Annotated in this window: 22 protein-coding genes; 7 read left to right on the forward strand and 15 right to left on the reverse strand. The window is 65.1% G+C overall.

The genetic code is table 11. The features are described from left to right. Positions 1-2: 2 nt before the first annotated feature. The gene (locus ML401_RS04035; protein WP_285810046.1) at positions 3-2,843 is read right to left on the reverse strand and encodes a tetratricopeptide repeat protein; all 2,841 of its coding nucleotides are present in this window, start codon (positions 2,841-2,843) and stop codon (positions 3-5) included. A gap of 197 nt (positions 2,844-3,040) precedes the next feature. Between ML401_RS04035 and ML401_RS04040 the strand changes: the two genes are divergently transcribed. The 4 genes from ML401_RS04040 to ML401_RS04055 all read left to right on the forward strand — a co-directional run bounded on the left by ML401_RS04040 (position 3,041) and on the right by ML401_RS04055 (position 6,085). Further along, positions 3,041-3,460 carry an organic hydroperoxide resistance protein gene (locus ML401_RS04040; protein WP_211418862.1) on the forward strand — a complete coding sequence of 140 codons (420 nt, stop codon included), beginning with the start codon at positions 3,041-3,043 and terminating at the stop codon, positions 3,458-3,460. A gap of 33 nt (positions 3,461-3,493) precedes the next feature. Next, the gene (locus ML401_RS04045) at positions 3,494-4,525 is read left to right on the forward strand and encodes an alpha/beta fold hydrolase (RefSeq protein WP_285810047.1); all 1,032 of its coding nucleotides are present in this window, start codon (positions 3,494-3,496) and stop codon (positions 4,523-4,525) included. A gap of 69 nt (positions 4,526-4,594) precedes the next feature. Continuing rightward, a complete protein-coding gene (locus tag ML401_RS04050) occupies positions 4,595-5,155 on the forward strand; it encodes a cytochrome P460 family protein (RefSeq protein WP_285810048.1) in 561 nt (186 codons plus the stop codon). 261 nt (positions 5,156-5,416) lie between these two features. Next, positions 5,417-6,085, forward strand: coding sequence for a hypothetical protein (locus tag ML401_RS04055; RefSeq protein WP_285810049.1), 669 nt, complete (start codon positions 5,417-5,419; stop codon positions 6,083-6,085). Between the two features lie 113 nt (positions 6,086-6,198). On the opposite strand, the gene ML401_RS04060 is transcribed toward ML401_RS04055, so the two are convergent. From ML401_RS04060 to ML401_RS04085, 6 genes are all read right to left on the reverse strand, one after another. Beyond that, the gene (locus tag ML401_RS04060) at positions 6,199-9,708 is read right to left on the reverse strand and encodes a PAS domain-containing hybrid sensor histidine kinase/response regulator (protein WP_194405786.1); all 3,510 of its coding nucleotides are present in this window, start codon (positions 9,706-9,708) and stop codon (positions 6,199-6,201) included. Positions 9,709-10,052: 344 nt separating this feature from the next. Next, positions 10,053-11,282 carry a 5-aminolevulinate synthase gene (hemA, locus tag ML401_RS04065; protein ID WP_194405787.1) on the reverse strand — a complete coding sequence of 410 codons (1,230 nt, stop codon included), beginning with the start codon at positions 11,280-11,282 and terminating at the stop codon, positions 10,053-10,055. A gap of 301 nt (positions 11,283-11,583) precedes the next feature. After that, on the reverse strand, positions 11,584-12,657 hold the full coding sequence (locus ML401_RS04070; RefSeq protein ID WP_211418734.1) for an MBL fold metallo-hydrolase: 1,074 nt from the start codon (positions 12,655-12,657) through the stop codon (positions 11,584-11,586). A gap of 141 nt (positions 12,658-12,798) precedes the next feature. Beyond that, a complete protein-coding gene (locus tag ML401_RS04075) occupies positions 12,799-14,952 on the reverse strand; it encodes a methyl-accepting chemotaxis protein (protein WP_285810054.1) in 2,154 nt (717 codons plus the stop codon). Positions 14,953-15,117: 165 nt separating this feature from the next. After that, complete coding sequence (locus ML401_RS04080; protein WP_211418732.1) at positions 15,118-15,843, reverse strand: outer membrane protein; 726 nt, start codon at positions 15,841-15,843, stop codon at positions 15,118-15,120. Positions 15,844-16,067: 224 nt separating this feature from the next. After that, the gene (locus ML401_RS04085; RefSeq protein ID WP_194405791.1) at positions 16,068-16,388 is read right to left on the reverse strand and encodes a hypothetical protein; all 321 of its coding nucleotides are present in this window, start codon (positions 16,386-16,388) and stop codon (positions 16,068-16,070) included. Positions 16,389-16,570: 182 nt separating this feature from the next. Between ML401_RS04085 and ML401_RS04090 the strand changes: the two genes are divergently transcribed. Next, positions 16,571-16,855 (forward strand): hypothetical protein, encoded by a 285-nt coding sequence (locus ML401_RS04090; RefSeq protein ID WP_211418731.1) that lies wholly within the window; start codon positions 16,571-16,573, stop codon positions 16,853-16,855. A 50-nt stretch (positions 16,856-16,905) separates the two neighbouring features. Here the strand turns inward: ML401_RS04090 and ML401_RS04095 are convergent, their stop codons facing one another. The 7 genes from ML401_RS04095 to ML401_RS04125 all read right to left on the reverse strand — a co-directional run bounded on the left by ML401_RS04095 (position 16,906) and on the right by ML401_RS04125 (position 23,463). Next, on the reverse strand, positions 16,906-17,115 hold the full coding sequence (locus ML401_RS04095) for a hypothetical protein (protein WP_194405795.1): 210 nt from the start codon (positions 17,113-17,115) through the stop codon (positions 16,906-16,908). Beyond that, positions 17,112-17,285: a hypothetical protein gene (locus tag ML401_RS04100; protein WP_194405796.1), complete on the reverse strand. Its 174-nt coding sequence runs from the start codon at positions 17,283-17,285 to the stop codon at positions 17,112-17,114. Before ML401_RS04100 ends, ML401_RS04095 begins: the two co-directional genes overlap by 4 nt. A 368-nt stretch (positions 17,286-17,653) precedes the next feature. Continuing rightward, a complete protein-coding gene (locus ML401_RS04105; protein ID WP_211418730.1) occupies positions 17,654-19,276 on the reverse strand; it encodes an ABC transporter ATP-binding protein in 1,623 nt (540 codons plus the stop codon). Then, positions 19,277-20,116, reverse strand: coding sequence for an ABC transporter permease (locus tag ML401_RS04110; protein WP_211418729.1), 840 nt, complete (start codon positions 20,114-20,116; stop codon positions 19,277-19,279). After that, entirely contained in the window at positions 20,113-21,084 is a 972-nt protein-coding gene (locus ML401_RS04115) for an ABC transporter permease (RefSeq protein WP_194405799.1), read from the reverse strand. The genes ML401_RS04110 and ML401_RS04115 overlap by 4 nt, the downstream gene beginning before the upstream one ends. 208 nt (positions 21,085-21,292) lie before the next feature. After that, positions 21,293-22,855, reverse strand: a complete 1,563-nt coding sequence (locus ML401_RS04120) for an ABC transporter substrate-binding protein (protein ID WP_285810067.1) — start codon at positions 22,853-22,855, stop codon at positions 21,293-21,295. 296 nt (positions 22,856-23,151) lie between these two features. Beyond that, positions 23,152-23,463: a hypothetical protein gene (locus ML401_RS04125; RefSeq protein ID WP_212065869.1), complete on the reverse strand. Its 312-nt coding sequence runs from the start codon at positions 23,461-23,463 to the stop codon at positions 23,152-23,154. A 180-nt stretch (positions 23,464-23,643) separates the two neighbouring features. On the opposite strand from ML401_RS04125, the gene irr reads away from it, so the two are divergent. Then, positions 23,644-24,129: a Fur family transcriptional regulator Irr gene (irr, locus tag ML401_RS04130; protein WP_249131572.1), complete on the forward strand. Its 486-nt coding sequence runs from the start codon at positions 23,644-23,646 to the stop codon at positions 24,127-24,129. Positions 24,130-24,138: 9 nt separating this feature from the next. Here the strand turns inward: irr and ML401_RS04135 are convergent, their stop codons facing one another. After that, a complete protein-coding gene (locus tag ML401_RS04135; protein WP_285810073.1) occupies positions 24,139-25,686 on the reverse strand; it encodes a winged helix-turn-helix domain-containing tetratricopeptide repeat protein in 1,548 nt (515 codons plus the stop codon). A 135-nt stretch (positions 25,687-25,821) separates the two neighbouring features. On the opposite strand from ML401_RS04135, the gene mddA reads away from it, so the two are divergent. After that, positions 25,822-26,622 (forward strand): methanethiol S-methyltransferase, encoded by an 801-nt coding sequence (gene mddA, locus ML401_RS04140; RefSeq protein ID WP_212065871.1) that lies wholly within the window; start codon positions 25,822-25,824, stop codon positions 26,620-26,622. Positions 26,623-26,753: the final 131 nt, after the last annotated feature.

Genomic DNA, 26,753 nt, shown 5'->3' on the forward strand with positions numbered 1-26,753 from the left:
CGCTACAATATCTTCAGAAGCGCATCGGCAGCCCGGATATCCGCCGTCTCCGAACCTTCGGCAAAGCCTTCAAGCGACGATTGTAGCAATCCCTTCGCTTCCTCGCGCCGGCCGCGTTCGCCGATGAGCCCGGCGAGATCGACCGCGGTCCGCAGTTCCCAGGCTTTCGCGCCTTGGGCGCGGCTGAGCTCCAGCGCCTGCATCAGGCAGGCCTCGGCGTCCTGCATCCGCGGCGCCGGCTGGTGTGACAGGACCTTGCCTTTCATCCGCAGCAGCTCGGGCATGTAGAGGTGGTCGCCGCTCCGCTCGACCAGGCGGATCGCATCGTCGATGAGGTGCGCGCTCTGCTCGAACTGTCCGAGCGCCAGCAGGCCCTGGACCAGCGCGATGTTGAAGGTCGTGGTCAGCAGCTCGTAGCCGGCATCGTGGAGCTCGCGCAGGCAAGCCCCGATCGTCTCGACGCCACCGGCGGCATCGCCGCGCCGGATCGCCAGCTCGCCTTTGACGCCGCGGCCGACCGCAAGATAGGGCCCCATCGAGCGCGAATTGGCGTGCGCGATGAAGCGGTCGATGTCCTCCTCCGCGCCGTCGAGGTCGCCGCTCCAGAGCTCGATCGCGACCGCCCAGATCAGCGCGATGCAGAGCGTGATCGGATGATCCATCTGCGCAGCCTCGCTGACCGTCTGCCGCGCCAGTTGCAGCGCATCCGCGGGCCGGCCCTGCAGCCAGAGTTCCCGGGCCAGCGTGATGCCGGCCCGGTTGCGATGATCGAAGCCGTAGACCGTGCTGATTCGTTCCGTGCCCGGTCCCCGCCAGGCCATCTCCAGCATCTTCAGCGCGTCGCGGTGCCTGCCTGCCAGATGCAGCGAGACGCCGAGGAGGGAATGGGCGAGGGCGATCGAGGCCGCATCGCCCAGCGACCTTGCGACGGCGAGGCTCTGTTGCGCGTAGCCAAGCGCGGCGTCGAATTCTCCCATCCGCTCGTGAAAGATATGCATCCGGCCGAGCAGCTGGAGCTGGTTGATTTGGTCGCCGCGCGCCTCGGCGATCGCAAGGCTCCGGCTCAGGGCGCTGCGCGCCGCTTCGCTGCCGCCGCGGGTGAACATCAAGGTCAGTCCGAGCGCGGCCTGGATGTGCATTTCCTCGGCGCTGGCGCGCGCGGAGGGGACCATCGCCAGCAGCGCGCGTTCCGACCAGCGCCGGCATTCGATCAACAGGGACATCGCCAGGAAGATCGGCGCGGCGGCGGCGGCGAGCGCGATACCGGTGCCGAGATCGCCGCCCGCGCCGAAGCACCAGTCGAGCGCGGCGCGCACGTTGTGAAGCGCCGAGAAGTGAGCCGCCCGTTCGTCCGCGCTCGGCACATTGGCCCAGCTCATGCCGGCCTGTTCCAGCCATCGCCGGTAGTAGGTCGCGTGGCGGACGGCGAGCCCCGCGTCATCAGGCTCGATCTCGCGCAGATAGGCGCGCGTGGTGTCGAGCAGGCGATAGCGCATCATGGCGCCGATCGGACGCGGGGCGACCATCGATTTGGCAACGAGACTGTCGACGGCATCGAACAAATGGGCGTGGTCGACGCGCTCGTCCGGCACGACCTCGATCGCCGCGTCGAGGGTGAAATGGCCGGCGAAGACCGCGAGCCTGCGCAGCACCAGGCGCTCGCGATCCGACAATAGCCCGTAGCTCCAGTCGAGCGTCGCCTGCAATGTCTTCTGCCGGGGTGGCGCCGTCCGCTGGCCTTGCCAGAGCAGGTTGAGACGCTCGTCGAGCAGTGCGGCCGTCTGCGCGAGGCCATAGGCTTCGACCCGGCCCGCGGCGAGCTCGATCGCCAGCGCCATGCCGTCGAGCTTGCGGCAGATCCTCGCGATGACTGCGGCATTTGCATCGTCGAGTGTGATCTGCGCGCCGCCGGCTGTGGCACGTTCGAAGAATAGTTGAAGTGCGGGATAGGTCTGTGCTGCGGCGGCGGTCAGTCCGGAATTGTCGGGCGGGACGGCGAACGGCGCCAATCGATAGACCTGCTCGCCCTCGACGCGCAGGGCTTCGCGGCTGGTCGCGAGTATATGGACGTGCGGCGCCGCATGGAAGATCTCCGCGGCCAGCGGTGCGGCCGCTGCGATGACGTGCTCGCAATTGTCGAGGATCAGCAGCATCCGCTTGTCCCTGATATGCGCGAGCAGCGCGGGCAGGGGATCGTCGGTCTCCGCCGGCAAGCCAAGCATCAGCAGGATCGAAGTGATCACGAGATCGGGATCGCTGAGCGAGGCAAGGTCCACGAAGTGCGCGGCATCGGAGAATGATTCGAGCAGGTCGTGCGCGATCGCCACGGCGACCGCGGTCTTGCCGACGCCGCCGGGGCCGACGATCGTGACGAAGCGCGAGGCGAGGAGCTTGCCGGAGACGGCGGCGATCGCATCGTCGCGCCCGACCATCCGCTGCAGCCGGTTCGGCAGTTTCACGGGCGGCAATTCCAGCCGCGGCGCGAGGCGCTGCACCGGGGCGATATTTGTTTGCGAGATCGACGCCACGAAGCAATAGCCGCGACCGGAGAGCGTCGTGATGTAGCGGGCGCCATCCTTGCCGTCGCCGAGCGCCTTGCGAAGCGCTGCGACGTGAAAGCGCAGATTGGTCTCCTCGACGGTGATGCCGGGCCACACCAGCGCCATCAGGTCCCATTTGCTGACGACTTCATTCGGCCGCGACATCAGCGCCATCAGCGTGTCGAAGGCTTTCGCGCCGAGCGGCAACGCGACGCCGTCGCGCATCACGAGCCTTTCATGCGGCGTCACGGAAAATGGCCCGAACGACAATGTTCCCGTCGCGGTGACGGCCGGCTCTGTCATGGCGAAATCTTGGTCCCTTCGGAAGGACCCGATAGCCAGATGATCGCGATCCGGCAAGGCCGCTCCTGCATCGGCATCAGACCGCGGATGCAGGCCTTTGTGAGGCGCCAGGCGAGACCTCACAACTTCTCACAAGTCCAAACGGGTGTGCCGTCGCAGCCGCTGCTAGTCAGTGGCGTGACGACGAGGAGACCATGATGACGCAGGCGGCGAAGTTACTCTACACGGCCAGGACCCACACCAGCGGCGGGCGGCACGACGGCATATCGCGCAGCTCTGACGGCCGCCTGGACGTCAAGCTGTCGCCGCCTGATGGCACCGGCATCGGTACCAATCCCGAGCAATTGTTCGCCGCCGGCTGGTCGGCCTGCTTCGAGGGCGCGATGGAGATCGCCGCCCGCAAGCGCAAGCTCGAGCTTCCCAGGAAATGCGCCGTCGATGCGGAGATCGATCTCGTGCTCGACGACGGCGCCTATTCGCTCCGGGCACGCCTCAATGTCAGCCTGCCGGGCCTCGACCCCGAGATCGCGCGCGGCATCGTCGATGATGCGCATCAGACCTGTCCCTATTCCAGGGCCGTTCGCGGCAACATCGACGTCACGGTCACGCTGATCTGACGCAACGATCACCAAGCACCACGAGGTACGACCATGAAGCCACCAATCATCGACCAGCATCGTCGCAAGTTTTTCGGCGTGGCCGCCGGAACCATCGCCGTCGGCCTCGGCGTGATCGACCTCGCACGCGCCGAAACGGAAGCGCCGCGATCATCCGGATCGACTGCGTCCTTCGGCGCGATCAAGCAGATCGATGCCGGGGTCCTCAATGTCGGGTATGCCGAGGCCGGACCTTCGAACGGTCCCGTGGCGATCCTGCTGCATGGCTGGCCTTACGACATCCACGCCTTCATCGACGTCGCGCCGATCCTGGTGAAGGCCGGCTATCGCGTGATCATCCCTCATCTGCGCGGCTACGGCACGACGCACTTCCTCTCCGGCGAGACGCCGCGCAACGGTGAGCCCGCGGCGATGGCCGCCGACATCATCGCGCTGATGGACAAGCTCGATATCAAGAAGGCGGTCGTTGCCGGCTTCGACTGGGGCGCTCGCACCGCCGACATCATCGCCGCGTTGTGGCCGGAGCGCTGTCGCGCGCTGGTGTCGGTCAGCGGCTATCTGATCTCCAGCCAGGCTGCCGGCAACATGCCGCTGCCGCCGCAGGCCGAGCTGCAATGGTGGTACCAGTTCTATTTCGCGACCGAGCGCGGCCGCGCCGGATACGAGAAGTACACGCACGATTTCGCCAAGCTGATCTGGAAGCTCGCCTCGCCGCAGTGGAAGTTCGACGACGCCACCTTCGCCCGCAGCGCGGCGGCGCTGGACAACAAGGATCATGTCGCGATCACGATCCACAATTACCGCTGGCGGCTCGGGCTCGCCCAGGGCGAAGCGAAATACGAGCACCTCGAAAAGAAGCTGGCGGCTGCTCCCGTCATCGAGGTGCCGACCATCACCATGGAAGGCGACGCCAATGGCGCACCGCATCCCGATCCCAGCGCCTATGCCAAGAAGTTCTCGGGCCGGTACGAGTTTCGCCTGATCACCGGCGGCGTCGGCCATAATCTGCCGCAGGAAGCGCCAGAAGCCTTCGCCAAGGCCGTCATCGACGCCGACGGCATCTGATCATTGATGCGATCCTCGGTCCAGCATGGCTGGACCGAGGATGTGCCGCCCCCAACCTGCAGAAATGACATGACGTCCAGCGAACCTGAAATGCAGAAGCGCTCCTATGCCACGGCGATCACGCTGGCGGCGCTTGTTCTCGTCCTTCTCCTGACCTTTGTGCCTTACCTGATTTCGATCGCCCTTGCCGAGGCGCCCGCGCAGAGTTCGGCGGAAGCCTCGCCGATCTTCGGCGTCACCATTCCGCCCGGCTACAGGCAATGGGAGTTGATCGCTCCGGCCGAGGAGGCCGCTCCGCTCGACGAGCTTCGCGCCGTCGTCGGCAACCAGATCGCAGTCGACGCCTATCAGGGCGGTAAGCTTCCGTTCCCGGACGGCAGCATCCTGGTCAAGCGCGCCTGGAAACGGAAACAGTCGCCCGAGTTTGCATCAGCGACGATTCCCGGCGCCGCCACCACGGTCCAGGTGATGGTCAAGGATTCCAGGAAGTACGCCGCGACCGGCGGGTGGGGCTTTGGCCGCTTCGTCAACGGCAAGCCGGTTGACGAAGCCCAGCATCGTACCTGCTGGGGCTGCCACGAAGCCCGCGCCAAGAGCCGCGATTACGTCTTCACGCGGCTGGCGCCCTGAAGCGGGCCTCTGCCGGCGGGAGAGCAAAGCGGAATCATCCGGCGCTCGGAGCTTTGCCGGTTTTGACCCGGGGAAGCTGACCGAGGCGATGTATGAACCATTTGAATTCTGACCCCGACCAAGGGTCGGAAGAGTGTTTCTCCAAAAAGCGCGGGCGGATCATGACGCGGCTTCCAAACTTGATCCGCGGGATCCCGACGCGCCAGAAGCGATCCGGCGAGCGAAGAAAGCCTTGAGCAGAGAATGATGAGCAGTTGAGCCATGCGGAAGCGCTCAATCTCCAATGTGAGACGATTCGGAGCTGATGGTCGAAAGACGCTCCTCCTGCTGCTTCTCCTTTTCGCGATCCCCGCGGACGACTGCTTCGCGCAGGCACCACCGCCGCCAGTCGACGGACATGCGTTGGAGCGCGTTTCGCCGACGATCAAGAAGAGATTGGCGACCCGCTTTTCGTTAGGCGCGTTCGCCGGCCGCTTCGAGGAGACGCCGCTCGGCGCGGTCCGCGAAGCCGTGGGCGAAGGGACCATCCAACATCGAGGCGATGCTGGAGACAGCATCTATTGGCTGTGTTATCGGCGCGCGCAGCATCGATTATGGGTCGTGTCCAGCGGAGAGATGGGCGGCCCGGACCATCGCGTCACGGAGATTGTCGAAGAGCTCGCCGAGAAGGACACCGAGGCTTCGACCGATTGCGCCATCGTCCCGGAAAAGTTCGGGCCGCTCGTCTTCGACGGCAAGCTGCATTTAGGGATGTCGCGTTTGGAGGTGGTCAGGGCGCTGGGACCGCCGTCGAAGTCGGACGCTGCCCGGATGGTGTATTCTCATGCCGGAAAGCTCGCAGACGGTTTCGATGAAACCGCATGGCTCTTTCTCCGATTTCGTGAGGAAAAACTCGTGTCCATGCGCGGCGGCAAGACCACGACGAATTGAAGTGGCGGCCAGGCGACTTCCCGGAAGCTGAAGCAGACAAAGGGGCTATCGTACGTCGTCGCGAGGCGCGGGCCTCATTCGATGCAGTTACCGCTGTTGACAGGCCGCGCCCCTCACTCCGCCGCCACCATCTGCTGCGTGCGCCACTGGCCAAGGAGCGCGCGCAGCGAGGCCGGCTTCACCGGCTTGTTCAGCACCGCGACGTTTTCGTCCCGCGCCGCGACCTGCACGGCGGGGCTGCGGTCGGCGGTGATCAGGATCGCGGGAATGCCGTCGCCGAAACGCCGGCGGATCTCGCGGATCGCGGCGATGCCGTTGCCGCGGTCGAGATGATAATCGACCAAAAGGCCGGTGACGCGGCGGCCGGCGGTCTCGATCGCGGCGATCGCGCCTTCGGGATCGGCGACCGCGATCACCTCGGCATCCCATGCTTTCAGCAGCGTGCGCATGCCGTCGAGGATCGCCGCGTCATTCTCGATGCAGACGATCAGGGCGCCCGAGATCGGTGTGCGCGCCAGCGGCGTCGCGCTGGTCACGGCGGCGGTGTGGGTGATCGCCTTGGCGGTCGGCACCGTCACGGAGAACACCGAGCCGCCGCTTTTGTTGCCGTCGATGGCGATGCCGTGCTTGAGCACCCGCGCGAGCCGTTCGACGATGGAGAGGCCAAGCCCCAGCCCGCGCGCGATCCGCGCGCCCTGCTCGAGGCGATGGAATTCCTTGAAGATCTCGCCGCGCTTGACCTGGGGGATGCCGACGCCGGTGTCGTAGACGCAGATCTTGAGCGACGGGCCCTGGCGGCGACAGCCGACCAGCACGCGGCCGCGCGGGGTGTATTTGATCGCATTCGAGATCAAATTCTGCAGCAGGCGGCGCAGCAGCAGCCGATCCGACTCGACCGGCAGCGAGCAGGGTACGAAGGCGAGCTCCAGGCCCTTGGCGCGCGCGATCGGCGCGAACTCGATCTCCAGCGAGCGCATCAGATCGGCCATCTTGAAGCTCGAGATCGAGGTCGTCATCGCGCCGGCGTCGAGCCGGGAGATGTCGAGCAGCGCGCCGAGGATCTCTTCGATCGCCTGCAGCGATTCGTCGATGTTCTCGACCAGCCGCGTCTCCTCGCCGCTGTGCTGGCGCTCGACCAGGCTCGTGACATAGAGCCGCGCGGCGTTCAGCGGCTGCAGAATGTCGTGGCTGGCGGCGGCGAGGAAGCGGGTCTTGGAGATGCTGGCGTCCTCCGCCGTGCTCTTGGCCAGGGCCAGCTCGGAGTTCAGCCGGGTCAGCTCCTCGGTGCGGTCGCGCACGCGTTTTTCCAGCGTCGCGTTGGCGCGCTCCAGCGCTTCCGCCGCTTCGAAGCTGGGCGTGACGTCGGTGAAGGTGATGACGAAGCCGCCGCCGGGCATGCGGTTGGTGAGCACCTCGATCACCATGTGGCGTTCCGGCAGGCGTTCGAGATACGGCTCGCTGTCGGTGGTGTAGGCGATGAGCCGCTGCTCGATCATCGCCTCACGGTCGGCCTGATGGTCCGGATCGCTCACCCCCATGAATTCCAGGATCTCGCGCAAGGGCGTGCCGAACTGGACGATGTGCGGGGGCACGTTGAGGAGATCGCCGAACTGCCGGTTGGAGCAGATCAGCTGCAAATCGGCATCGAACACGGCGATGCCCTGGCGCACGTGGTTGAGCGCGGTCTGGAGGATCTCGCGGTTGAAATGCAGCGCCGCGTGCGAATCGTCGAGCAGTTTTAGCGCGGCTTTTGCCGACACCGTCCGCTTGCGCAGCAGCAGCGACATCACGAGGCGGGAGGAGGCCGCTCCAATCGAGGAGGCGATCAGGTGCTCGGCGTGCTGCAACAGCTCGAAATCAGCGGGGGCGCCGGGCTCCAGCCGGACGTTGCGCCGCGCGGAGAAGGCCTCGAAGGAGTGCCGCGCGCGGTCGGGGCCGAGATATTGCGCCACCGTAGTCTGGATGTCCTGCACGGTGACGGTGGTGCGCCAGCGGCGGAAACCCGGGGAGATCGGCGCGAGCGTGTTGGGGACGAACAGATCGGCCTGCAACAGCTCGATCGACGAGGGCCTTCGCGCCAGCGACAGCAGCACATAGGTCAGGATGTTGAGCGACAGCGACCAGATCACGCCGTGCATCAGCGGGGGCAGATCGGCGCCGAACAGCGCCTGCGGCCGCAGCGCCTCGATGCCGAACGGGCCGTGCTGGAGCAGCAGGATGCCCGACGTCGAGGAATCCATGAAGCTCGGCATGAACAGCGTGTAGAGCCACACCGCGAAGCCGACCAGCATACCGCCGATCGCGCCGCGCGCGGTGGCGCGCCGCCAGAGCAGTCCGCCGAAGAAGCTCGGGGCCAGCTGGGCGATGGCCGCAAAGGAGAGCAGGCCGATCGCGGCGAGCTGGGTATTGCCGAGCGCGCGATAGTAGAAATAGGCCATCACCATGATGGCGAAGATCGCGAGCCGCCGCGAGCGCAGCAGGAAGTCGCTGAAATCCGCGCCGCCGGTGCGCCCCTCGGGCCGTCGTTGCAGCACCAGGGGCACCACGAGGTCGTTCGAGACCATGATGGACAGCGCGACGCATTCCACGATCACCATCGCGGTGGCCGCCGAGAGGCCGCCGACGAAGACCGCGACGCTGAGCAGGCCCGCACCGCCCTCCATCGGCAGCGCCAGCACGTACATGTCCGGATCGACCGCGCCAAAGGGGAAGCTGACGAGACCGGCGAGCGCAATCGGGATCACGAACAGATTGATGGCGACGAGGTAGAGCGGGAACAGCCAGCGCGCGCGGCTGACCTCGGCATCCGAGGAATTCTCGACCACGCTGACGTGGAACTGGCGCGGCAGCAGCATGATCGCGCACAGCGACAACAGCGTCATGGTCAGGAAGTTGCCAATCGACGGGGTGTAATCGATGGCGCGCACCGCCTCCGGCGTCTTCATCGCACGCTCGATCAATTCGTGCGGCGAGAACATCCAGAAGGTGACGAAGATGCCGACGGTGAGGAAGGCGACCAGCTTGATGGTGGATTCGGTGGCGACCGCCAGCATCAGGCCGTGCTGATGCTCGGTCGCGTCGGTCTGCCGGGTGCCGAACAGCACGGCAAAGGCTGCCATTGCCAGCGTCACCATCAGCGCCATGTCGCCGACGATCGGGATGTGGGAGAAGGCCTGGTCTTCGCTCAGGATCGTCTGCAGCGAGGACGCCACCGCCTTGAGCTGAAGCGCGATGTAGGGCACCGAGCCGATGATCGCGATCAGCGCGACGGTCGCGGCCACCGCCTGGCTCTTGCCGTAGCGCGCGCCGATGAAGTCGGCGATCGAGGTGATGTTGTGGGCCTTCGCGAGCTGGATCACGCGGCGCAGGACGCCTGCGCCGAGGCCGATCATCAGGATCGGGCCGACATAGATGGCGAGGAAGTCGGTCGAGGTGCGGGTGGCAAAGCCGACCGAGCCGAAGAAGGTCCAGGAGGTGCAGTAGATCGCCAGCGACAGCGGATAGATCCACCCGGAGGCACGGCCGGGCCCGGCCGGCGAGCGGCGGTCGCCATGGCTCGCTACCAGAAACAGAAAGCCGATATAGCCGAAGGCGGCGGCGATCACGCCCCAGTCGTGTAGCATGGGAAACGCGCTTCTCGAAAGGGCACCGGCGGCGCCCAAGCTCATTTTCCCTGTAAATCTAGCGCGTTGGGCGGGGCGAGGCGACAGCGAAATGCCGGGTGAGGGCGGGAACTGGGGATGTCGTTAAGGTCCGGAGCGCGGACGCCGGGACTTACCCTCCCCTGGAGGGGGAGGGTCGATCGCGCGAAGCGCGAGCGGGGTGGGGTGATCTATCCACTCGGGCACTGTTGGATGAGGAAACGCCGTCACCCCACCCCGTCTCACATTTTCGCTGCGCTCAATGTGAGCCGACCCACGGGCGAGCTACGCTCGTCCCGGACCTCCAGGGGAGGGTAAGAAAGAGCCTACTCCGCCGCCAGCGACTTCGCGCGCAGCGGCAGGCCGAGACGGTCCCACACCTGCAGCAGGGCCTCGGCGAGCTGATCGATCAGGCCGTCGTCGTGATAGGGCGAGGGCGTGATGCGCAGCCGCTCGCTGCCCTTGGCAACGGTCGGATAGTTGATCGGCTGGATGTAGATGCCGTGCTCCTCGAGCAGCAGGTCGGACGCCTGCTTGCACTTCTCGGGATCGCCGACGAACAGCGGCACGATGTGGGTGTCGCTCGACATCACCGGCAGGCCGGCGGCGTTGAGGATCGCCTTGACGCGGGCGGCGCGGTCCTGGTGGCGCTCGCGCTCCCAGTTCGAGGTCTTCAGATGCTTGATCGCGGCGGTCGCGGCCGAGCAGATCGCCGGCGGCAGCGCGGTGGTGAAGATGAAGCCCGGCGCATAGGAGCGCACGGCATCGATGATCTGGCCGTTGGCGGCGATGTAGCCGCCGAGGCAGCCGAATGCCTTGGCGAGGGTCCCTTCGAGAACGTCGATGCGGTGCATGACGCCGTCACGCTCGGCGATGCCGCCGCCGCGCGGGCCGTACATGCCGACCGCGTGGACCTCGTCGACATAGGTCATCGCTTTGTACTTCTCGGCGAGATCGCAGATCTTGGCGAGCGGGGCGACGTCGCCGTCCATGGAATAGAGGCTCTCGCAGACGATCAGCTTCGGCCGGTTCGGATCGGCCGCCTTCAGCAGCTCCTCGAGATGCGCCAGATCGTTGTGGCGGAACACGACCCGCTCGCAGCCCGACTGGCGGATGCCCTCGATCATGGAATTGTGGTTGAGCTCGTCCGAGAGGATGAGACAGTTCGGAATGAGCTTTGCGATGGTCGGGATGCCGGTCTGGTTCGAGACATAGCCCGAGGTGAACAGCAGCGCGGCTTCCTTGCCGTGGAGATCGGCGAGCTCGGCCTCGAGCTGGACCAGCGGATGATGCGTGCCGGCGATGTTGCGGGTGCCGCCGGCACCGGTGCCGACGCGCGTCGCGGTCTCGACCATGGCACCGACCACCTTGGGGTGCTGGCCCATGCCGAGATAGTCGTTGGAGCACCAGATCACGACGTCGCGCTTGCCCTTGGGCGAGTGCCAGACCGCGTGCGGGAATCGGCCGGCCGTGCGCTCGAGGTCTGCGAACACGCGGTAACGCCGCTCGGCGTGGAGACGATCGAGGGCGGAATCGAAGAACTGATTGTAATCCATCGGCAAAACCTGCAACGGAACCCGGCCACGGCGGCCACTCGTTTTTAGAGCTTTTCCAGCTCTCATGTCTATGCGCCAGCACACATTTGGTGCGAGGCGCGCGGGTATATTGATAGCGCCGTCTGGCGGGCGATAGTTGATGTGGATCAAACGCCTAACAGTCGCCCGCCGGCGCGGACCAGGGCTCCCGGGACAGTACGGGACCGTTGCATCCGGCTTGGACATTTTGTCCATGGACCGCGCTCCGTCCATGACGGCCGAGCCGGTCGCGCCCGCAAGCGGGGCGAGGTGAAGACAGTGCTCACGTCGTCCGGAATTGCAGCACGCCGTCCTTCGTCTCGGCCGTCAGCCGGCCCTCGACGATCATGTAATTGACGTGGGCGACGAGCTCGCCGGCGGCAAAGCCCATCTGGTGTTCGTCGAGTACGTGCTTGTTGAACACCACGGGCACCAGGGCGCGCGAAGTCTGCGGCACCTCGCGGCAGGCTTCCGCGATCAGGCGGCAGCGCTCCTCATGGTGGTCGGCGAGCTGCTTGATGCGGGTCTTCAATCCGTAGAACGGCACGCCGTGGCCGGGCAGCACCAGCACGTCATAGGGCAGCGTCGTGGTGAGGCTGGCGAGCGAGGCCAGGTATTCGCCGAGCGAGTTCTGGTCGGGTTCGACCGCCCAGACGCTGACATTGGGCGAGATCTTGCTCAGCACCTGGTCGGCGGAAAGGAACAGCTTGTCGTCGGCGCAATACAGCATCACCTGGTCGAGCGCGTGGCCGCCGCCGGTGATCACCCTGAAGCGGCGCGTGCCGATCACGACGTCCTCGCCATGGGAGATGCGGCGGTAGGAGGGCGGCAGCACCGAGACGCGCTTGAGATAATCCTGGCCGCGGCCCAGCAGCTTTTCGGTGAGCGACTCGTCCATGCCGTGGCGGCGGAAGAACAGCCGCTGTGCCTCGCGCCGCTCCTCTGTGCCGCGGTTCTGGTGATAGACCGATTGCAGATATTCGACCTGCGACATCACCAGCGGGCAGTTGAACCGCTCGACGATCCAGCCGGCGAGGCCGACATGATCGGGATGCGAGTGGGTGACGATCAGGCGCGTGATGGTGACGCCCTTCAGCGGCCCCTCGAACAGCTTGGTCCAGGCCTCGATGGTCTCCTCGTTGCCGAAGCCGGCATCGATCATCGCATAGCCGTCGCCGTCGGCGAGCAGGTAGATGTTCACGTGGTTGAGGCGGAACGGCAGCTTGAGCCGCGCCCACAACACGCCGGGCCGGACCTCGACGATCTCGTCGTGGCCGGGGTGCTGGTCCCAGGGATAGCGCAGGGCCTCGGCCGAGGACTGTGCCGAGGACTGCGCAATGTCGGTTTTTGCGTTCATGCTACCGGCTTAAACCCGCCGCGGGCGCCGCGCCAGCCGAAAAAGGGCGGGCCGTGGTCTCCGCATGGCGGTCATACCGGAGCATTTTTCCGTAGCCCGGATGGAGCGCAGCGCCATCCTGGCTACGGAAATGCCGGCGGCTTACGCCGCCCGCATGTTGTTGAGGAATGCGTCGATCTCACCGCGCAGCATGTCGGCCTCGCGGCGCAGCGCATCGGAGGCGCCCAGCACTTCGTTCGCGGCGGCGCCGGCCTCGGCCGAGGCGGTGGAGACGCCGACGATGTTGCTGGAGACCTCGCTGGTGCCGCCGGCCGCATGCTGGATGTTGCGGGCGATCTCGCGCGTGGCCGCGCCCTGCTCCTCGACGGCGGCCGCGATCGTCGTGGTCACATTGTCGATCTCGCCGATGATCCGGCCGATGCCCTGGATGGCGCCGACCGCCGACGTCGTGATGTTCTGCATGCTGGCGATCTGGCTGCGGATTTCCTCCGTCGCCTTGGCGGTCTGGCTCGCGAGGCTCTTCACCTCGGAGGCAACCACCGCGAAGCCGCGGCCGGCCTCGCCCGCGCGCGCCGCCTCGATGGTGGCGTTGAGCGCGAGCAGATTGGTCTGCGAGGCGATGGTCTGGATCAGATCGACCACGACGCTGATGCGGCTCGCGCTGTCGGCGAGGCTCTGCACCGTGGCGTCGGTCGCGCCGGCTTCGTCGACCGCCTTCTTGGCGATCGCGGCCGAGGTCACGACCTGCTTGCTGATCTCCTCGATCGAGGACGACAGCTGCTCGGTGCCCGACGACACGGTCTGCACGTTGACCGAGGTCTCCTCGGCGGCGGAGGCGACGGCGTTGACCAGCGCGTTGGACTGGTCGGCGGTGGTCGACATGCTCTGTGCGGTCGACTGCATCGAATTGGCCGACTGCGCCAGATTGTCGAGCGCGGAGCGTACCGTGTTCTCGAACTCGGCGATCTTCGCTTCCATGCGCGCGGCACGCTCGGCCTTGGCGATACGGTCCTTTTCCTGCTCGCCGGCGAGCGCCCGGGCTTCGATCATGCTGTCACGGAACACGGTCAGCGTTTCCTTCATCACGCCGATCTCGTCGTTCTGCCGGGAACGCACGATCTCGGTATCGAGGTCGCCGGCCGACAGCAGCTGCATGGCGCGCTGAAGCTCGCGGATGCGGCGCAGGATGTTGCGGCCGACATAGAGCCAGACGAACAGCGCCGAGCCGACCAGCATCAAGGCGCCGAGCGCCAGCATCACGGTCGTCGCGAGCGAGGTCTCCTGCTGCGCCTGGGAGGTCGAGGCGTTGGTCTCCTTCTGCACGCCGTCGACGAGCTGCTGCACGCTGATGCCGAGGCCGACATTGAGCTTGCGGGTCTCGTCCAGGATGGTCTGGCCGTAATCGGCGGCGTCGAGCTCCTTCTCGCGCAGATTGAACACGCCTGTCTTGCCGGTGCCGAGCGCCAGCAGCTTCTCCGCGGTGTCGCGCAGCATCTTGTTGCCCTGATTGTCAGGCAACAGATCGAGGTTGGATCGCAGGCGGCCCTGGGCCGTCTTGAATTCCTTCTGGATGTCGTCGAGCTTGTCGCTGGTGTTCGCCGACAGCGCCGCGCTCATGTTGGCGGCAGCGAGATTGCCGCTGGCGACCACGTTGCCGAGCTGACCGACGGTCTGCGCCGCGTCGGAAGCATCCGCGGCGGACAGGTCGGCCGAGCCGAGAATGGCGTTGACCCGGGTCTGAGCGTCGAGCATTGCCGGGCTGGCCGCGCCGACGAAGGCGCCCTGCGCGGTGCGCAGCGCGTCATATTGCTTGTCATGCAGGGCGGCGATGTCCAGCCGTTCGCGGGCGGCCTTGGCCAGGCTCTGCGCCGCCTCGTTGATGCTCTTCATCGTCTCGCTGAGGCCGGACACGACGGTCTTGTCGCCGCCGAGCTGGATGATCTCGGTGAGCTTCTGCTGCGTCTGCTCCTGCAGCTCCTTCAGCTTCTTGGTACGCTCGTTGAGCGCGTCCTCGCTTTGCGCCGCGAGCAGCGCCGGTCCCTGGGCCGCGAGGCTCGCGCTCAGCGTCGACAATTGCAGGCTGGCGGCAAGGCGCGGAATGTCCCGTCCGCTCAGCTCCGTCATGCGAGTTCCAAGATTCTGCAGCGCAAGGCCAGCGCCGGCTGCGATCACGAGGCCCATGCCCGCGATTACCGCGAAGGCCGTAAACAGGCTGCCGCGCACGCCCCATGTCGGCATTTTGAATCGCGGCTTGAATCGGCCAAGCAAACGGCCAACGCCCAGACGGATAGCCATCGAAAATTCCCCCAGCATTCTTGCTTCTCTTTGTGGCCGGCAGTATCGGCGCGGCCGGTTAAAAAATCGCAATCTCCGCAAACGGTTGTGCGCGTTCCGCAGAGCGAAAAAAGAAGGGCCGGCGAGATCGCCGGCCCTGTGTCATGGTAAAGTTGCGGTAACCGATCAGTAGCGCGCGCCGCCCGTGCTGGCCCAGTTGAAGCGGTAGTTGATGCCCGCCTTGATGGTGTGGTCGTCGGTGGTGAACTTGCCGGTGCCCACCAGCGGACCGCCGGTGAAGCTCGCGTCGCCGAAATTGTAGTACTGGTACTCGGCCTTGGCCGACCAGTTCGGGGCGAACATGTATTCGAGGCCGGCACCGACGGTGTAGCCGTTGCGGTGATCGCCCGTGATGACGAAGGCGGTCGGCACGCCGCCGACGGTCACCTTCTCGTTGTTGTCGGAATAGGCGTAACCGCCCTTCACGTAGACGAGGCCGGGACCCCAGGTGTAGCCGACGCGGCCAGTGATCGAGCCGAGACCGCGCTGGTCGTTGGTGTAGGCGATACCGCCCGGAAACACCGCGCCGACGCTGCCGGAGAGCCAGGAATACTGGCCCTCGACGCCGACCAGGAAATTCGGATGGAACTGCCAGTCCCCGCCGACCTGCACGCCGCCGAGGAAACGGCCGTTGCCGTTGTTGCCGGTGGAGAGGCCGTTGAAATTGTTGTCGCTGGAGAACGCGCCGCCGACATGGCCACCGATGTAGAAACCGGTCCAGTTGTAGATCGGCGCGGCATAGGCCGGCGCGGGCGCCTTGTAATAGTTGCGGTTGCCGAGATCGGCACCGACGGCCGGTGCAGCCACGCCCACCACGAGCAGCGCAACCGTCGCAAACAGAATCTTCTTCATCGTCTTGAACTCCAGCACTCAATGTCCCCGGCAGGCGCGCTTTCCGCGCCGCGTTGGTTTTGCAGATAGCTCGCTTTTGACGAAAATGCTGTCACATGCATGGCACAGCGAGGCCCAACCTAACTTATTGGGCTGCAAATGGTTTTCGTGCTTAATGCCAGCTTAAGAAATGCTGAAGGAAGGCTTAAATTCATAGCGTTCCGGTAAGCTGCGTGCGTCCTTCGTTAACCAAGACGCCGGCGGGCCTCATCCCGCATCTGCGCGCGGAACGCCGCGCGCTTTGCGGGACGGTCTTCCTCGCGCACGTCATGGCGATCGAAGATGTCGAACTTCTCGAGGATCGGATAGCGCTCGCTCGCCATCGCGAGCACGCGCAGCACCTTGGTCGCGGATGGCGAGGGTCCGCTGACTTCCCAGCGCCGGATGGTGTCGGCGCCGCCCTTCTCCGGCAATCCGCAGAGCTTTGCCATGTCGGCCGCGGTGAGCTGTCGCTCGAGGGCATCGGAGAGGTCGACACGGAGCTGCTTCAGTTCGGGACCAGTCATGTCGCCTCAATGCGCGAAGTCGATGAGGCAATGCACTAGCGCTGATTCGGGTCCATCCGAAGGCGGGCCGTTCGCGCTGCGGCACCTTCGTCCGCGCACGGAGTTATGAACGGGCGCCTCTGGACATCGCCCGCCGAATGAACACATGGCGACAAGGGCGCCAGATTCGGAAGGGATCAGCCATGACAGGCATCAGATTCACCATCGCCGCACTCATCTCTGCCGGACTGCTCCTCACGCCCTTCACGGCTGAGGCGAAGAAGCAGCGATCGAGCCGACATTACAGCGCCGGCGTGGTTGCCCCGAACTATGGCGGCGCGGCATCGCCGGCGGCGCAGCCGAGGGCGTCCTATGGCTCGTCGGGGCCGTCAGTTGGCACGGTCACGGCGCCCTCGGTCGGATCATACAATTGGCCCTCGGTCGGCGTGACCAATTCCGTTCCGACCTGGAGCAACACCACCCGCTAGGGCGATGCCGGCCAGTGTGTGCCGGCAAGGCGCGATACAAGGCGTGATAGTTAGATTCCCCTGCGAGCCTGGTTTCCGATCACGCAGCGCCAGGCTGCCAGTCGCTCGGCCGGATGCTGGCTCATCCAGTCGGCGAGTTGCGGCGCGCCCATCAGGCAGGACTGCACCGAGACCTCGGCGAAATCCGAGGTGGTGACGATCTGCTCGTGACAATTGGTCGGAGAGGCGAGACTGCAAAGCACCGCGATGATCTTGATCACGACCGGGTGCTCCCGTCGCCGACGAACGCCCGGCCAAGCGGCGTCTTATCCTGACCTTCGCCGGAGGGATCAGCCGAAGGGAAGATGCTGTCGTAGATGGCGCGCGCTTCTTGGATGAGACGCATCCGCTCGCGCTCGGACTTCGAGACAAATCGAATGATTTCGCCCATGTTGGCTCCGTATCAATTGGCATCCGTCATCAGATGACGTGGATCATTCCATGATGACTTATGACCGCCACCCCGCTCTTGAAACGGGGTGACCGATCACGTCACTATAAAAAACGCGTGAGCGCACCCGGACGTCTCAACTTTATCCGACGCCCTCGTGCGCCGAGTTGAGAAGCCGCTCACCACTTCATATTCGTTGCAAGGCGCGGAGCCGGGCGACGAACGCTGGTGTCAGCTTTACTCCATGCCGTCATCAGCAAGGGATCATTCCGGAAAGCAAATGCCGCTGAACCGAATATGTTTCACGTCTTGGGACATCCAAGTTTTTGGAACCATCGCGAAGTTTGGTGATCGACGCGGGCGCCGGCTCACGCCGCCGGCGCGCGTTCCTTTCGTCCCGGTACGGCGGCCAGCAGCTCGCGCGTATAGGCGTGCTCCGGCGCGGCAAAGAGCTGTGCCGTCGGCTTCAATTCGACAATAGCGCCGCGCTGCATCACCGCGATCCGATCGCAGATTTGGGCGGCGACGCGCAAGTCGTGGGTGATGAACAGCATCGAGAGGCCGAGGCGTGCCTTGAGGTCTTCGAGCAGCCGCAAGACCTGCGCCTGCACGGAGACGTCGAGCGCGGAGACGGCTTCGTCCGCGACGATGATCTCCGGCTCGAGCGCCAGCGCGCGCGCAATGCCGATCCGCTGGCGCTGGCCGCCGGAGAATTCGTGCGGATAGCGTTCGAGTGAACCGGCATCGAGGCCGACCATCTTGAGGAGATCACGGGCACGATCGAAGGCGACCTTCGGATCGACACCGGCCGCGATCGGGCCGGCGGCGATGATGTGACCGATCTTGCGGCGCGGATTGAGCGAGGCGAACGGATCCTGGAAGATCATCTGGATGCGATGGCGCTCGGCGCGCAACGCCTTGCCAGCGAGCGAGGTGAGATCGGTCTCGCCGATCCGCACCGTGCCGCGGTCGGCCTCGATCAGCCGCATCACGAGGCGTGCCACCGATGATTTCCCGGAGCCGGATTCGCCGACAAGGCCGAGCGTCTCGCCCTTGAGGATGCTGAAATTGACCGCGCGCGCGGCATCGACGCGGCGGTCCTCGCGAAACCAGCCGCCCGATGTCACATAGGTCTTGTCCAGCCCGATCACCTCGACCGCCCTGGCCTGGTTGTCGAGGGGGCTGCGCGCCGGCGGATCCATCGAGGGGACAGCTGCGAGCAGCGCCTTGGTGTAGTCGTGCTGCGGCTCGCTGAACACGGTCGCGGCCGGGCCTTCCTCCACCACTTTGCCGTGGCGGAGCACCACGACCTGGTCGGCGATGTCGGCGACCACGCCAAAATCATGGGTGATGAACATCACCGCCATGTTGCGGTTACGCTGGAGGTTGCGGATCAGCTTGAGGATCTGCGCCTGCGTGGTGACGTCGAGCGCGGTGGTCGGCTCGTCCGCAACCAGCACCGCGGGCTCGAGCGCGAGCGCCATCGCGATCATGGCGCGCTGGCGTTGGCCGCCGGAGAGCTGGTGCGGATAGGCGCGCACGATCCTTTCAGGGTCGGGCAGGCCGACCTCCCGTGCCAGCGCCAGCGCCTTGGCGCGCCGCTCCTTCGGCGTCAACAGGCCGTGCGCCTCGAACATCTCCGCCATCTGGTCGCCGATCCGCATCAACGGATTGAGCGCGGTCATCGGCTCCTGAAAAATCATCGCGAGCCGGCGGCCGCGCAGATCGCGCCAGCCGTCGTCATCGAGCTTGAGCAGGTCGCGGCCTTCGAACGGGATCTCGCCGGAGGCGACAGCCACCGTATCGGGCAACAGGCCCATCAGCGCATGGGCGCACATCGACTTGCCGGAGCCGGACTCGCCGACGACGCAAACGATCTTGCCGGGATGCAAGTCCAGCGAGACGCCGTCGACGGCGAAGGGACGTTCGGCACCCTTGGGCAGCGCGATCCTGAGGTTCTTGATGGAGACGGCGGGCGGGGCGGTCGTCATCTAGCGGCCCTCCCGCGACAGGCGCGGATTGAGCGCGTCGTTGAGGCCTTCGCCGATCAGGTTCAACCCGAGCACGGAGATCAGGATGGCGACGCCTGGAAACACCGTGATCCACCAGGCCTGGCGGATCACGGTGCGGCCGGCGCCGACCATGTAGCCCCAGGAGATCAGATTGGGATCGCCGAGGCCGAGGAAGGACAGCGAGGATTCCAGCAGGATCGCGGTCGCCACCATCAGCGAGGCCAGCACGATCACCGGCGACAGCGCGTTGGGCAGGATCTCGCGCAGGATGATCCAGCTGTTGCTTTGCCCGGTGACGATTGCGGCCTGGACGTATTCGCGCGTGCGCAGCGACAGCACCTCGCCGCGCACGAGGCGGGCGACCGGCGGCCAGCTCACCAGCGCGATCGACGTCACGATCGAATAGATCGAGGGCTGCAGGATCGCGACCAGAACGATCGCGAGCGCGAAGCTCGGGATGGTCTGGAAGAATTCGGTGAAGCGCATCAGGGCATCGTCGACCCTGCCGCCGAAATAGCCGGCCATGGCGCCAATGGGGATGCCGACGACCAAAGCGACCAGTGTCGAGACGAGGCCGACCAGGAGCGAGACGCGGGCGCCGAAGATCATGCCGGCGAACACGTCGCGGCCGAGCGCGTCGGTGCCGAGCGGCACGGTCGACAGTGTGAACGGCGGCAGGAACGGCCGCTGCACCATGCGCCAGGGCGAGTTCGGGAACAGCATCGGCCCGAATACCGCGACCGAGATGGCAAGCAGCAGGATGATGAGCCCGATCACGCCGCTCGGGCTCTTGAGTATCGATGTCCAGAACTGTTTCATGAGGCGAATTCGATGCGCGGATCGACCAGGCGATAGACGAGGTCGGTGATGAGATTGAAGATCAGCACCATGGCGGAGCAGATCACGAAGACGCCGAGCAGCAAATTGTAGTCCCGCTGCAAGAGCGCGTCGTACATCAGCCGTCCGATGCCGGGCCAGGCGAACACGGTCTCGGTGATGACGGCGCCGCCGATCAGCGTGCCGGAATGCACGCCGGCCAGCGTCACGACCGGCAGCAGCGCGTTGCGCAGCACGTGGCGGCGCTGGATCACGGCGTCGGAGAGGCCCTTTGCGCGCGCGGTCTTGACGAAGTCGAGCCGCTTCACCTCCAGCATCGAGGCGCGCGTCATGCGGGTGTAGGTCGCCATGAAGAACAGGCCGAGCGTCATCGCCGGCATGATCAGGTGCTTTGCGACGTCGACGACGTGGGAAAGGCCGGTAAGGTTGGCGCCGACCGTCTCGTAGCCGAAGCTCGGCAGCCAATCCATGGTGACCGAGAACAGCAAAATGCCCATCAACGCCACCCAGAACAGCGGCATGGCGTAGAAGATCAGCGCAAAGACCGTGATGGCGGTGTCGAGAAAGGTCCCGGCGAAGCGCGCGGCGAAGGTGCCGAAGAGAATGCCGAGCATCAGCGAGATCGCGAACGCGGTCAGCGTCAGCAGCAGCGTTGCCGGCAGCCGTTCGCCGATCAGCTTGGCGACCGGTGCCTGCTGGCGGAAGGAGAAGCCGAGGTCGAGGGTGACCACGCCCTTGACGTAAATGAAGAGCTGCTCCGGCAGCGGCTTGTCGAGACCGAACTTTTCCCGGAGCTGCTGGACGAAGACCTGATCGCTGGCGCCGGCCTCGCCCGCCATCACCACCGCAGGATCGCCGGGCGCAAGCCGGATCAGGAAGAAGTTGAGGACGACGATCGCGAGCAGGACGATCACGCCCTTCACGATTCGTTGGGAGATGAAGGAGAGCATTTTAGACAGTCATCTTGGTAAGGTGACCTTTAGCCACGGAGACGGTGCGCTCCCTCGCCCCGCTCTTGCGGGGAGAGAGTCGAGGGGAGGGGGACTCTCCGCGAGCGTATCAGCAGTTGGATTCGCGCGGACTCCCCCTCACCCGAATGTGCGCCATGCGCACATTCGACCTCTCCCCGCAAACGGGGAGAGGTGAAGGAAGAGGCCCTCACTTGTCGAGCCATGCGTCCTTGAAGCCGTCATTGACCCCGATCCCCGTGGTGATCAGGTTCTTGACCTTGCAGCGCGTGATGGTCGGAAATTGCAGCTCGAGCATCCAGGCCACCGGCACGTCCTCGACCAGGATCTTCTGCGCCTGCTCGTAGATATCCTTGCGCTTGGAGTCCGGTGTGGCGACCGCGCCGTCGGCGAACAGCTTGTCGATCTCCGGGTTCGAGTAGCCCTCGACGTTGTTGAACACCTGCCCCTTGGCGATGGCGCTGGAGACGTAGTTGCGTCCAACCCCGAGCGCGGGATCGCCGTACTGGTAGAGATAGGTGAAGGCGATGTCGTAGTCCCAATCGCCGATCTTCTGGTTGCCGCCGGCGACGTCGGTGGCGATGGTCTCGATGGTCATGCCGACGTCCTGGAGGTTCTGCTTCACGGCTTCACCCCAGCGCTGCCAAGTCTCGCCATAGGCGAGCGGCAATAGACGGATCTTCTCGCCCTTGTAGCCGGCTTCCTTCAGCAGCGCCTTGGCCTTGGCCGGGTCGTACGGATATTTCTTCACGTCGTCGGTGTAATATTTGATGGTCGAGGCGGACGGCCCGGTCGCGACCTTGCCGAGCCCGTTCCAGATCACGTCCCTGGCGAAGTCGCGGTCGATCGCGTACATGATCGCCTGCCGCACCCGCTTGTCGGCGAGCGGACCCTGGCGGTTGTTGAGCCACAGCCAGGCCAGCGGCGAGAAGAACTCCCAGCCGGCGCCGGTGACGCAGGTGTCCTTCAGCTTGGACAGCCGCGGCACGTCGAAATTCTCGACCGAGCCGCCGGGCAGCACGTCGACCTTGCCGGTTTCATACGCCACCGAGCGCGCCGCGGCGTCGGGAATGATCTGCCAGTAGATCTCGTCGAGATAGGGCTTGCCCTTCTCGTAATAGTTCGGGTTTTTCGCCAGGCGGATGAACGAGCCCTTCTGCCATTCCTTGAACATGAAGGGGCCGGTGCCCACAGGGGCGTTGTTGTAGGGATTGGTCTTCCAGTCGGTGCCTTCATAGAGATGCTTCGGCACCATCGGCATCGAGCCGACCTCGAAGATGCCGAGGAACGGGCCGAACGGCTGCTTCAGCGTGAACACCACGGTGTAATCGTCGGGTGCTTCGACCTTGTCGACCTGGGCGAGGTTGTTGCGGGCGCGCGCATGGGTCTGCTTCAGCATCTCGATGGAGAACAAGACGTCCGCAGCGGTGAAAGGCTTGCCGTCGTGCCAGGTCACGCCCTTCCTGAGCTTGAAGGTGTAGGTCTTGGCGTCCTCGCTGACGCTCCAGCTCTCGGCAAGCTCCGGCTGGGGTTCGAGCTTGGGGCTGTAGCGCAGCAGCCCCTCGAAGATGTTGCCCGACACCATCTGGGTCGGGCCGTTCTGCACCAGTGCCAGCATGAGGCCGGGCGGCTCGGGCTGGATCACGGCATTGACCGTTCCCCCCGTTTTCGGCTCTTGCGCAAGAACTGGCTCAAATGCCGGGGCCGCAAGGCCGCAAGCCAGGAGGAGACCAAGCAACACTCGTTTCGGCATGTCGTATCTTTCTCAAGCGCGGCCAGCCGAAAACGCTTCGCAACGTCCTCGCGCGCAAAGCTGTGGCCAGCCCATCCCAGTCCCCATCCGATAGCGAGGCTCACATAGTCTCGTTCAGCGCCGCAAGATGAAAGTCGCGACAGTATCAGCACAAAAAATGTACAGCGCGTCCTGTTTCTTCGCCGTGCAATCGCACGGCAGATGGGCCCGCTCCGAGCGATCGGGGCGCTCGGTCGTGTCGAGAGCATGCCGAGGCGGTGCACAAGTCCGCGCCTGCGACCAAAAGCGTTAGACTGTCATTTTGCGCCAAGCGCCCGTCGCAATTCGTCGAGCGCCTCTGCGAGCTGCTCGCGGTGCGCGATGTCGTCCTTGGGGATGCCGGCGACGCTTCCGGCGAGCTCACGCAGGATGCCGGCGAGCAGGCCGAAATTGATGTGCAGGTGCACCGATTTGCGTTCGTCGGCTGCTCCCGGATGCTGCAGCACCAGCGCAACGCCGCTGCCGTCGAGCCGCGCCTCGAACCGCGACGAATGCTCGAAAGTGCCGACATAGAATTTGTCGGGATATTCGAGCGCGACCTCTGCCTTGTCGGGAACCGGTCTGGACATGTGAGCCTCGTTGATACCGGTCGATTCTGGCCGGGAATAGAACGGGCCGCCTTGCGATAGGTCAGAGGCGGCATGCGGATTTGATCCGGATCAAAGTGAGGCCGCCGCTTTTGCGATCCAATGGCAACTGGCGGGGCCCGGCACTCCGCGTCGCGTTCCCTCGAGCCGGTGAGACGATCGATGGACATGCAGGCCACGAATATCCCGGCGGTTGACGACAACGGACCTGATGTCGCCGGCCTCGAGCCACCGCCGGATGCGGGCGTGCAGCACTGCCTGCAATTGCTCGGCAATGCCGGCCTGCGCCCGACGCGCCAGCGTCTCGCGCTCGGCCAATTGCTGTTCCTGAACGGCCATCGTCATGTCACCGCCGAGAGCCTCTATGAAGAGGCGATGGCGGCGAACGCCTATCTGTCGCTGGCGACCGTCTACAACACGCTGAACCAGTTCACCGAGGCCGGCCTGCTCCGCCGGATCGCCGCCGACGGCTTCAAGTCGTTCTTCGATACCGACACCTCGGTGCATCCGCACTTTTATCTCGAAGGCGAGGACATGCTGGTCGACGTTGCCGAAGGCCTCGCCTTCACTGGGATGCCCGAGGCGCTTCCCGGCCACGAGATCGCCCGGCTCGACGTCATCGTCCATCTGCGCCGCAAGCGGACGTAGCGCCACACTTCACCGCAACCCGGCGCGCCTGAATCCTTCGAGATAGTGCGCGCGATCGGCGTCGTTGGCCCAGGGCAGCTGCGTCGCGATCCAGTGCAGCGAGATGCCCGGCTGGGCGCGGCGCAGCTCGCCCAGCGCCGTCTCCGCGAGCATGCCGTCGCCCGTCATGCCGGCCGAGACCGCGAGCACGCGGTAGGCGCCGGTGAGATCGCCGCGATGGCGGATCGCCTCGCGCGCGAGCGCGATGGCCTCGTCGTAATGGCGTTCGGTGAAGCGCGCATAGCCGGCGACGCCCTGATAAATCGCCAGCGAGGGATCGCGTGGCGACAGCCGGATCGCCCTCTGCGCGGCCTCGAACGCCTCCCTCGGCCGTCCGGCATAGGACAGCGCCAGCGCGTAATAGCCTTGGGCCAGCGAGAAGTTCGGATTGAGCGCGAGCGCCCGCTCGAATTCGGACAGCGCGTCCGTAAGCCTGCGCGTCGAGAAATAGACGCTGCCGAGCGCGACATGCGCCCAGGCATCCTCATGGTCGCAGCGCACCGCGGCCAGTGCGGCGGCTTCCGCCACTGGGGCCACCGCTGTGAGCTCGGACCAGCCGAGATGCGCTCCGAACATGTCATTGGCCGCCAGCAGCGACAGCGCCTGCCCGTAGTTCGGATCGATCGCGATCGCGCGTTCGAGCAGCGTCCGCGCGGCCTCGTGATCGCACCTCGTCACCTTCCAAAAATGCGACAGCGCCCGCATCAGGAGATCCCACGCGTCCAGGCTCGCGGGCCCCTTGCAGTGGGCGCGAAAACTCTCGGCCGCGTGAATCTGCGGCTCGATCGCCGCGGCAATCGCGTTTGTGATCTCGTCCTGGACGGCGAAGACGTCGACCAGCTCGCGGTCATAGCGCTCGGCCCACAGATGGCTGCCCGAATTGGCATCGTTGAGCTGCGCGGTGATGCGGACACGGCTGCCCACCTTGCGCACGCTGCCTTCGACCACGTAGCGGACGCCGAGCTCCTCCGCGATCTGCCGGATGTGGACTGCGCGTCCCTTGTAGGTGAAGGACGAGTTGCGCGCGATCACCATGAACCAGCGCTGCTTCGACAGCGCGGTGAGGATGTCCTCGCTGATGCCGTCGCCGAAATAATCCTGTGCGGGATCGCCGCTCATGTTCTCGAAGGCGAGCACCGCGACCGCCGGGCGATCCGCCGCGCGCGGCAGAGCGAGCCTGGCTTCAGCCGGCACGATCGAGGCTGCCGCTTCTTCCCGGACTTCGCCGACGAAGCGAAAGCCCTTGCGCGGAATGGTCTTGATCAGCCGCTGTGTCGCGCCGTCGTCGCTGATCGCCTTGCGTGCGGCGTTGATCCGGCTGTTCAGCGCCGAATCGGAGATGATCCGGTCGCTCCAGATCTGGCTGATCAGGTCATCCTTGCTGACGACACGCGCACGTTGTGCGACGAGATAGAGCAAGAGATCGAATACTTGTGGCTGCAACGGCACGGCCGCCCCGCCGCAGGTGAGCTCCCGCAGGTCGGCGTCGAGCACGTTGTTTTCAAAGCGAAATCGCACGGCTTCATCATCTCAAGCAAAAATCAAAGTCGTCTCAGGCGAAAATCAATGGTCCGCGAAAGCCCCAGGCCCGTCCGGGGTGCATGGTGAAGCAACCAACGAAGTGCCGGCGTTCTGGCACAACGGAGCTGTTTCATGACCCAACTCGATCATCAGGTTCATTCGATTGGCCCGGGGGTTGCGGGCTTGCGTAGTTTCAAAATCATCGCCTTTTTGTACGGAATTGCGGCGTATCTCGTTTTTTTCGTCACCATTCTCTACGCCATCGGCTTCGTCACGGGTCTGGTGGTGCCCAAGACGATCGACAAGTCCATCGACACTGGAACCCAGAGTTCGACGACCGAGGCCGTCATCATCAACCTGCTCCTGATGTCGATCTTCGCCGTTCAGCACAGCGTGATGGCGCGGCAGCAATTCAAGGCGTGGTGGACGCAGTTCGTCCCCAAGCCGGTCGAGCGAAGCACCTATGTGCTGCTGGCGAGCCTGTCATTGCTTCTCCTGTTCTGGCAGTGGCGTCCGTTGCCTGCGGTCATATGGAACGTCGAGAACCAGAATCTTGCCGTGACTCTGGTCACGCTGTCCTTCGCGGGTTGGGTCCTGGTGTTCACCAGCACCTACCTGATCAATCATTTCGAATTGTTCGGATTGCATCAGGTGACCAACCACCTGATCGGCAAGGAGACGCCGCCGCCGCGCTTCAAGACGCCACTGCTCTACAATTTCGTCCGCCATCCGATCTATCTCGGTTTCATCATTGCGTTCTGGGCGGCGCCGACCATGACCGCGGGCCATCTGCTGTTCGCGGCCGTCACCACGCTCTACATCTTCGTCGGCATTGCTCTGGAGGAGCACGACCTCGTCGCGGTCTTCGGCGACGAGTACCGGCAGTACAAACAACGGGTGGCGATGCTTATTCCCTGGCGCCGGTCACACTAACGCAAGCGCGGCGCCGCGCGTCCCCCGAACGGAGGACGTCCAGTCGCGTCGTGTGAGTTACGCAAGCCTCGCACGCGTCCGTCCCCTCAAAGTCCCCCGGGGTGATCTCCTCCTTCACCCCGACACCCTCT

It is taken from the genome of Bradyrhizobium sp. 62B (assembly GCF_030272265.2).
In the GTDB taxonomy this organism is placed as follows: domain Bacteria; phylum Pseudomonadota; class Alphaproteobacteria; order Rhizobiales; family Xanthobacteraceae; genus Bradyrhizobium.

Excerpts from the sequence above, each read along its gene's own strand:
- ML401_RS04110 (WP_211418729.1), bottom strand. The coding sequence starts at position 20,116 with ATGAAACAGTTCTGGACATCGATACTCAAGAGCCCGAGCGGCGTGATC.
- ML401_RS04045 (WP_285810047.1), top strand. The coding sequence starts at position 3,494 with ATGAAGCCACCAATCATCGACCAGCATCGTCGCAAGTTTTTCGGCGTG.
- ML401_RS04090 (WP_211418731.1), top strand. The coding sequence starts at position 16,571 with ATGACAGGCATCAGATTCACCATCGCCGCACTCATCTCTGCCGGACTG.
- ML401_RS04125 (WP_212065869.1), bottom strand. The coding sequence starts at position 23,463 with ATGTCCAGACCGGTTCCCGACAAGGCAGAGGTCGCGCTCGAATATCCC.
- ML401_RS04100 (WP_194405796.1), bottom strand. The coding sequence starts at position 17,285 with ATGGGCGAAATCATTCGATTTGTCTCGAAGTCCGAGCGCGAGCGGATG.
- ML401_RS04105 (WP_211418730.1), bottom strand. The coding sequence starts at position 19,276 with ATGACGACCGCCCCGCCCGCCGTCTCCATCAAGAACCTCAGGATCGCG.
- ML401_RS04080 (WP_211418732.1), bottom strand. The coding sequence starts at position 15,843 with ATGAAGAAGATTCTGTTTGCGACGGTTGCGCTGCTCGTGGTGGGCGTG.
- ML401_RS04115 (WP_194405799.1), bottom strand. The coding sequence starts at position 21,084 with ATGCTCTCCTTCATCTCCCAACGAATCGTGAAGGGCGTGATCGTCCTG.
- ML401_RS04055 (WP_285810049.1), top strand. The coding sequence starts at position 5,417 with ATGCGGAAGCGCTCAATCTCCAATGTGAGACGATTCGGAGCTGATGGT.
- ML401_RS04035 (WP_285810046.1), bottom strand. The coding sequence starts at position 2,843 with ATGACAGAGCCGGCCGTCACCGCGACGGGAACATTGTCGTTCGGGCCA.
- mddA (WP_212065871.1), top strand. The coding sequence starts at position 25,822 with ATGACCCAACTCGATCATCAGGTTCATTCGATTGGCCCGGGGGTTGCG.
- hemA (WP_194405787.1), bottom strand. The coding sequence starts at position 11,282 with ATGGATTACAATCAGTTCTTCGATTCCGCCCTCGATCGTCTCCACGCC.
- ML401_RS04040 (WP_211418862.1), top strand. The coding sequence starts at position 3,041 with ATGACGCAGGCGGCGAAGTTACTCTACACGGCCAGGACCCACACCAGC.
- ML401_RS04075 (WP_285810054.1), bottom strand. The coding sequence starts at position 14,952 with ATGGCTATCCGTCTGGGCGTTGGCCGTTTGCTTGGCCGATTCAAGCCG.
- ML401_RS04050 (WP_285810048.1), top strand. The coding sequence starts at position 4,595 with ATGACGTCCAGCGAACCTGAAATGCAGAAGCGCTCCTATGCCACGGCG.
- ML401_RS04120 (WP_285810067.1), bottom strand. The coding sequence starts at position 22,855 with ATGCCGAAACGAGTGTTGCTTGGTCTCCTCCTGGCTTGCGGCCTTGCG.
- irr (WP_249131572.1), top strand. The coding sequence starts at position 23,644 with ATGGACATGCAGGCCACGAATATCCCGGCGGTTGACGACAACGGACCT.
- ML401_RS04060 (WP_194405786.1), bottom strand. The coding sequence starts at position 9,708 with ATGCTACACGACTGGGGCGTGATCGCCGCCGCCTTCGGCTATATCGGC.
- ML401_RS04085 (WP_194405791.1), bottom strand. The coding sequence starts at position 16,388 with ATGACTGGTCCCGAACTGAAGCAGCTCCGTGTCGACCTCTCCGATGCC.
- ML401_RS04070 (WP_211418734.1), bottom strand. The coding sequence starts at position 12,657 with ATGAACGCAAAAACCGACATTGCGCAGTCCTCGGCACAGTCCTCGGCC.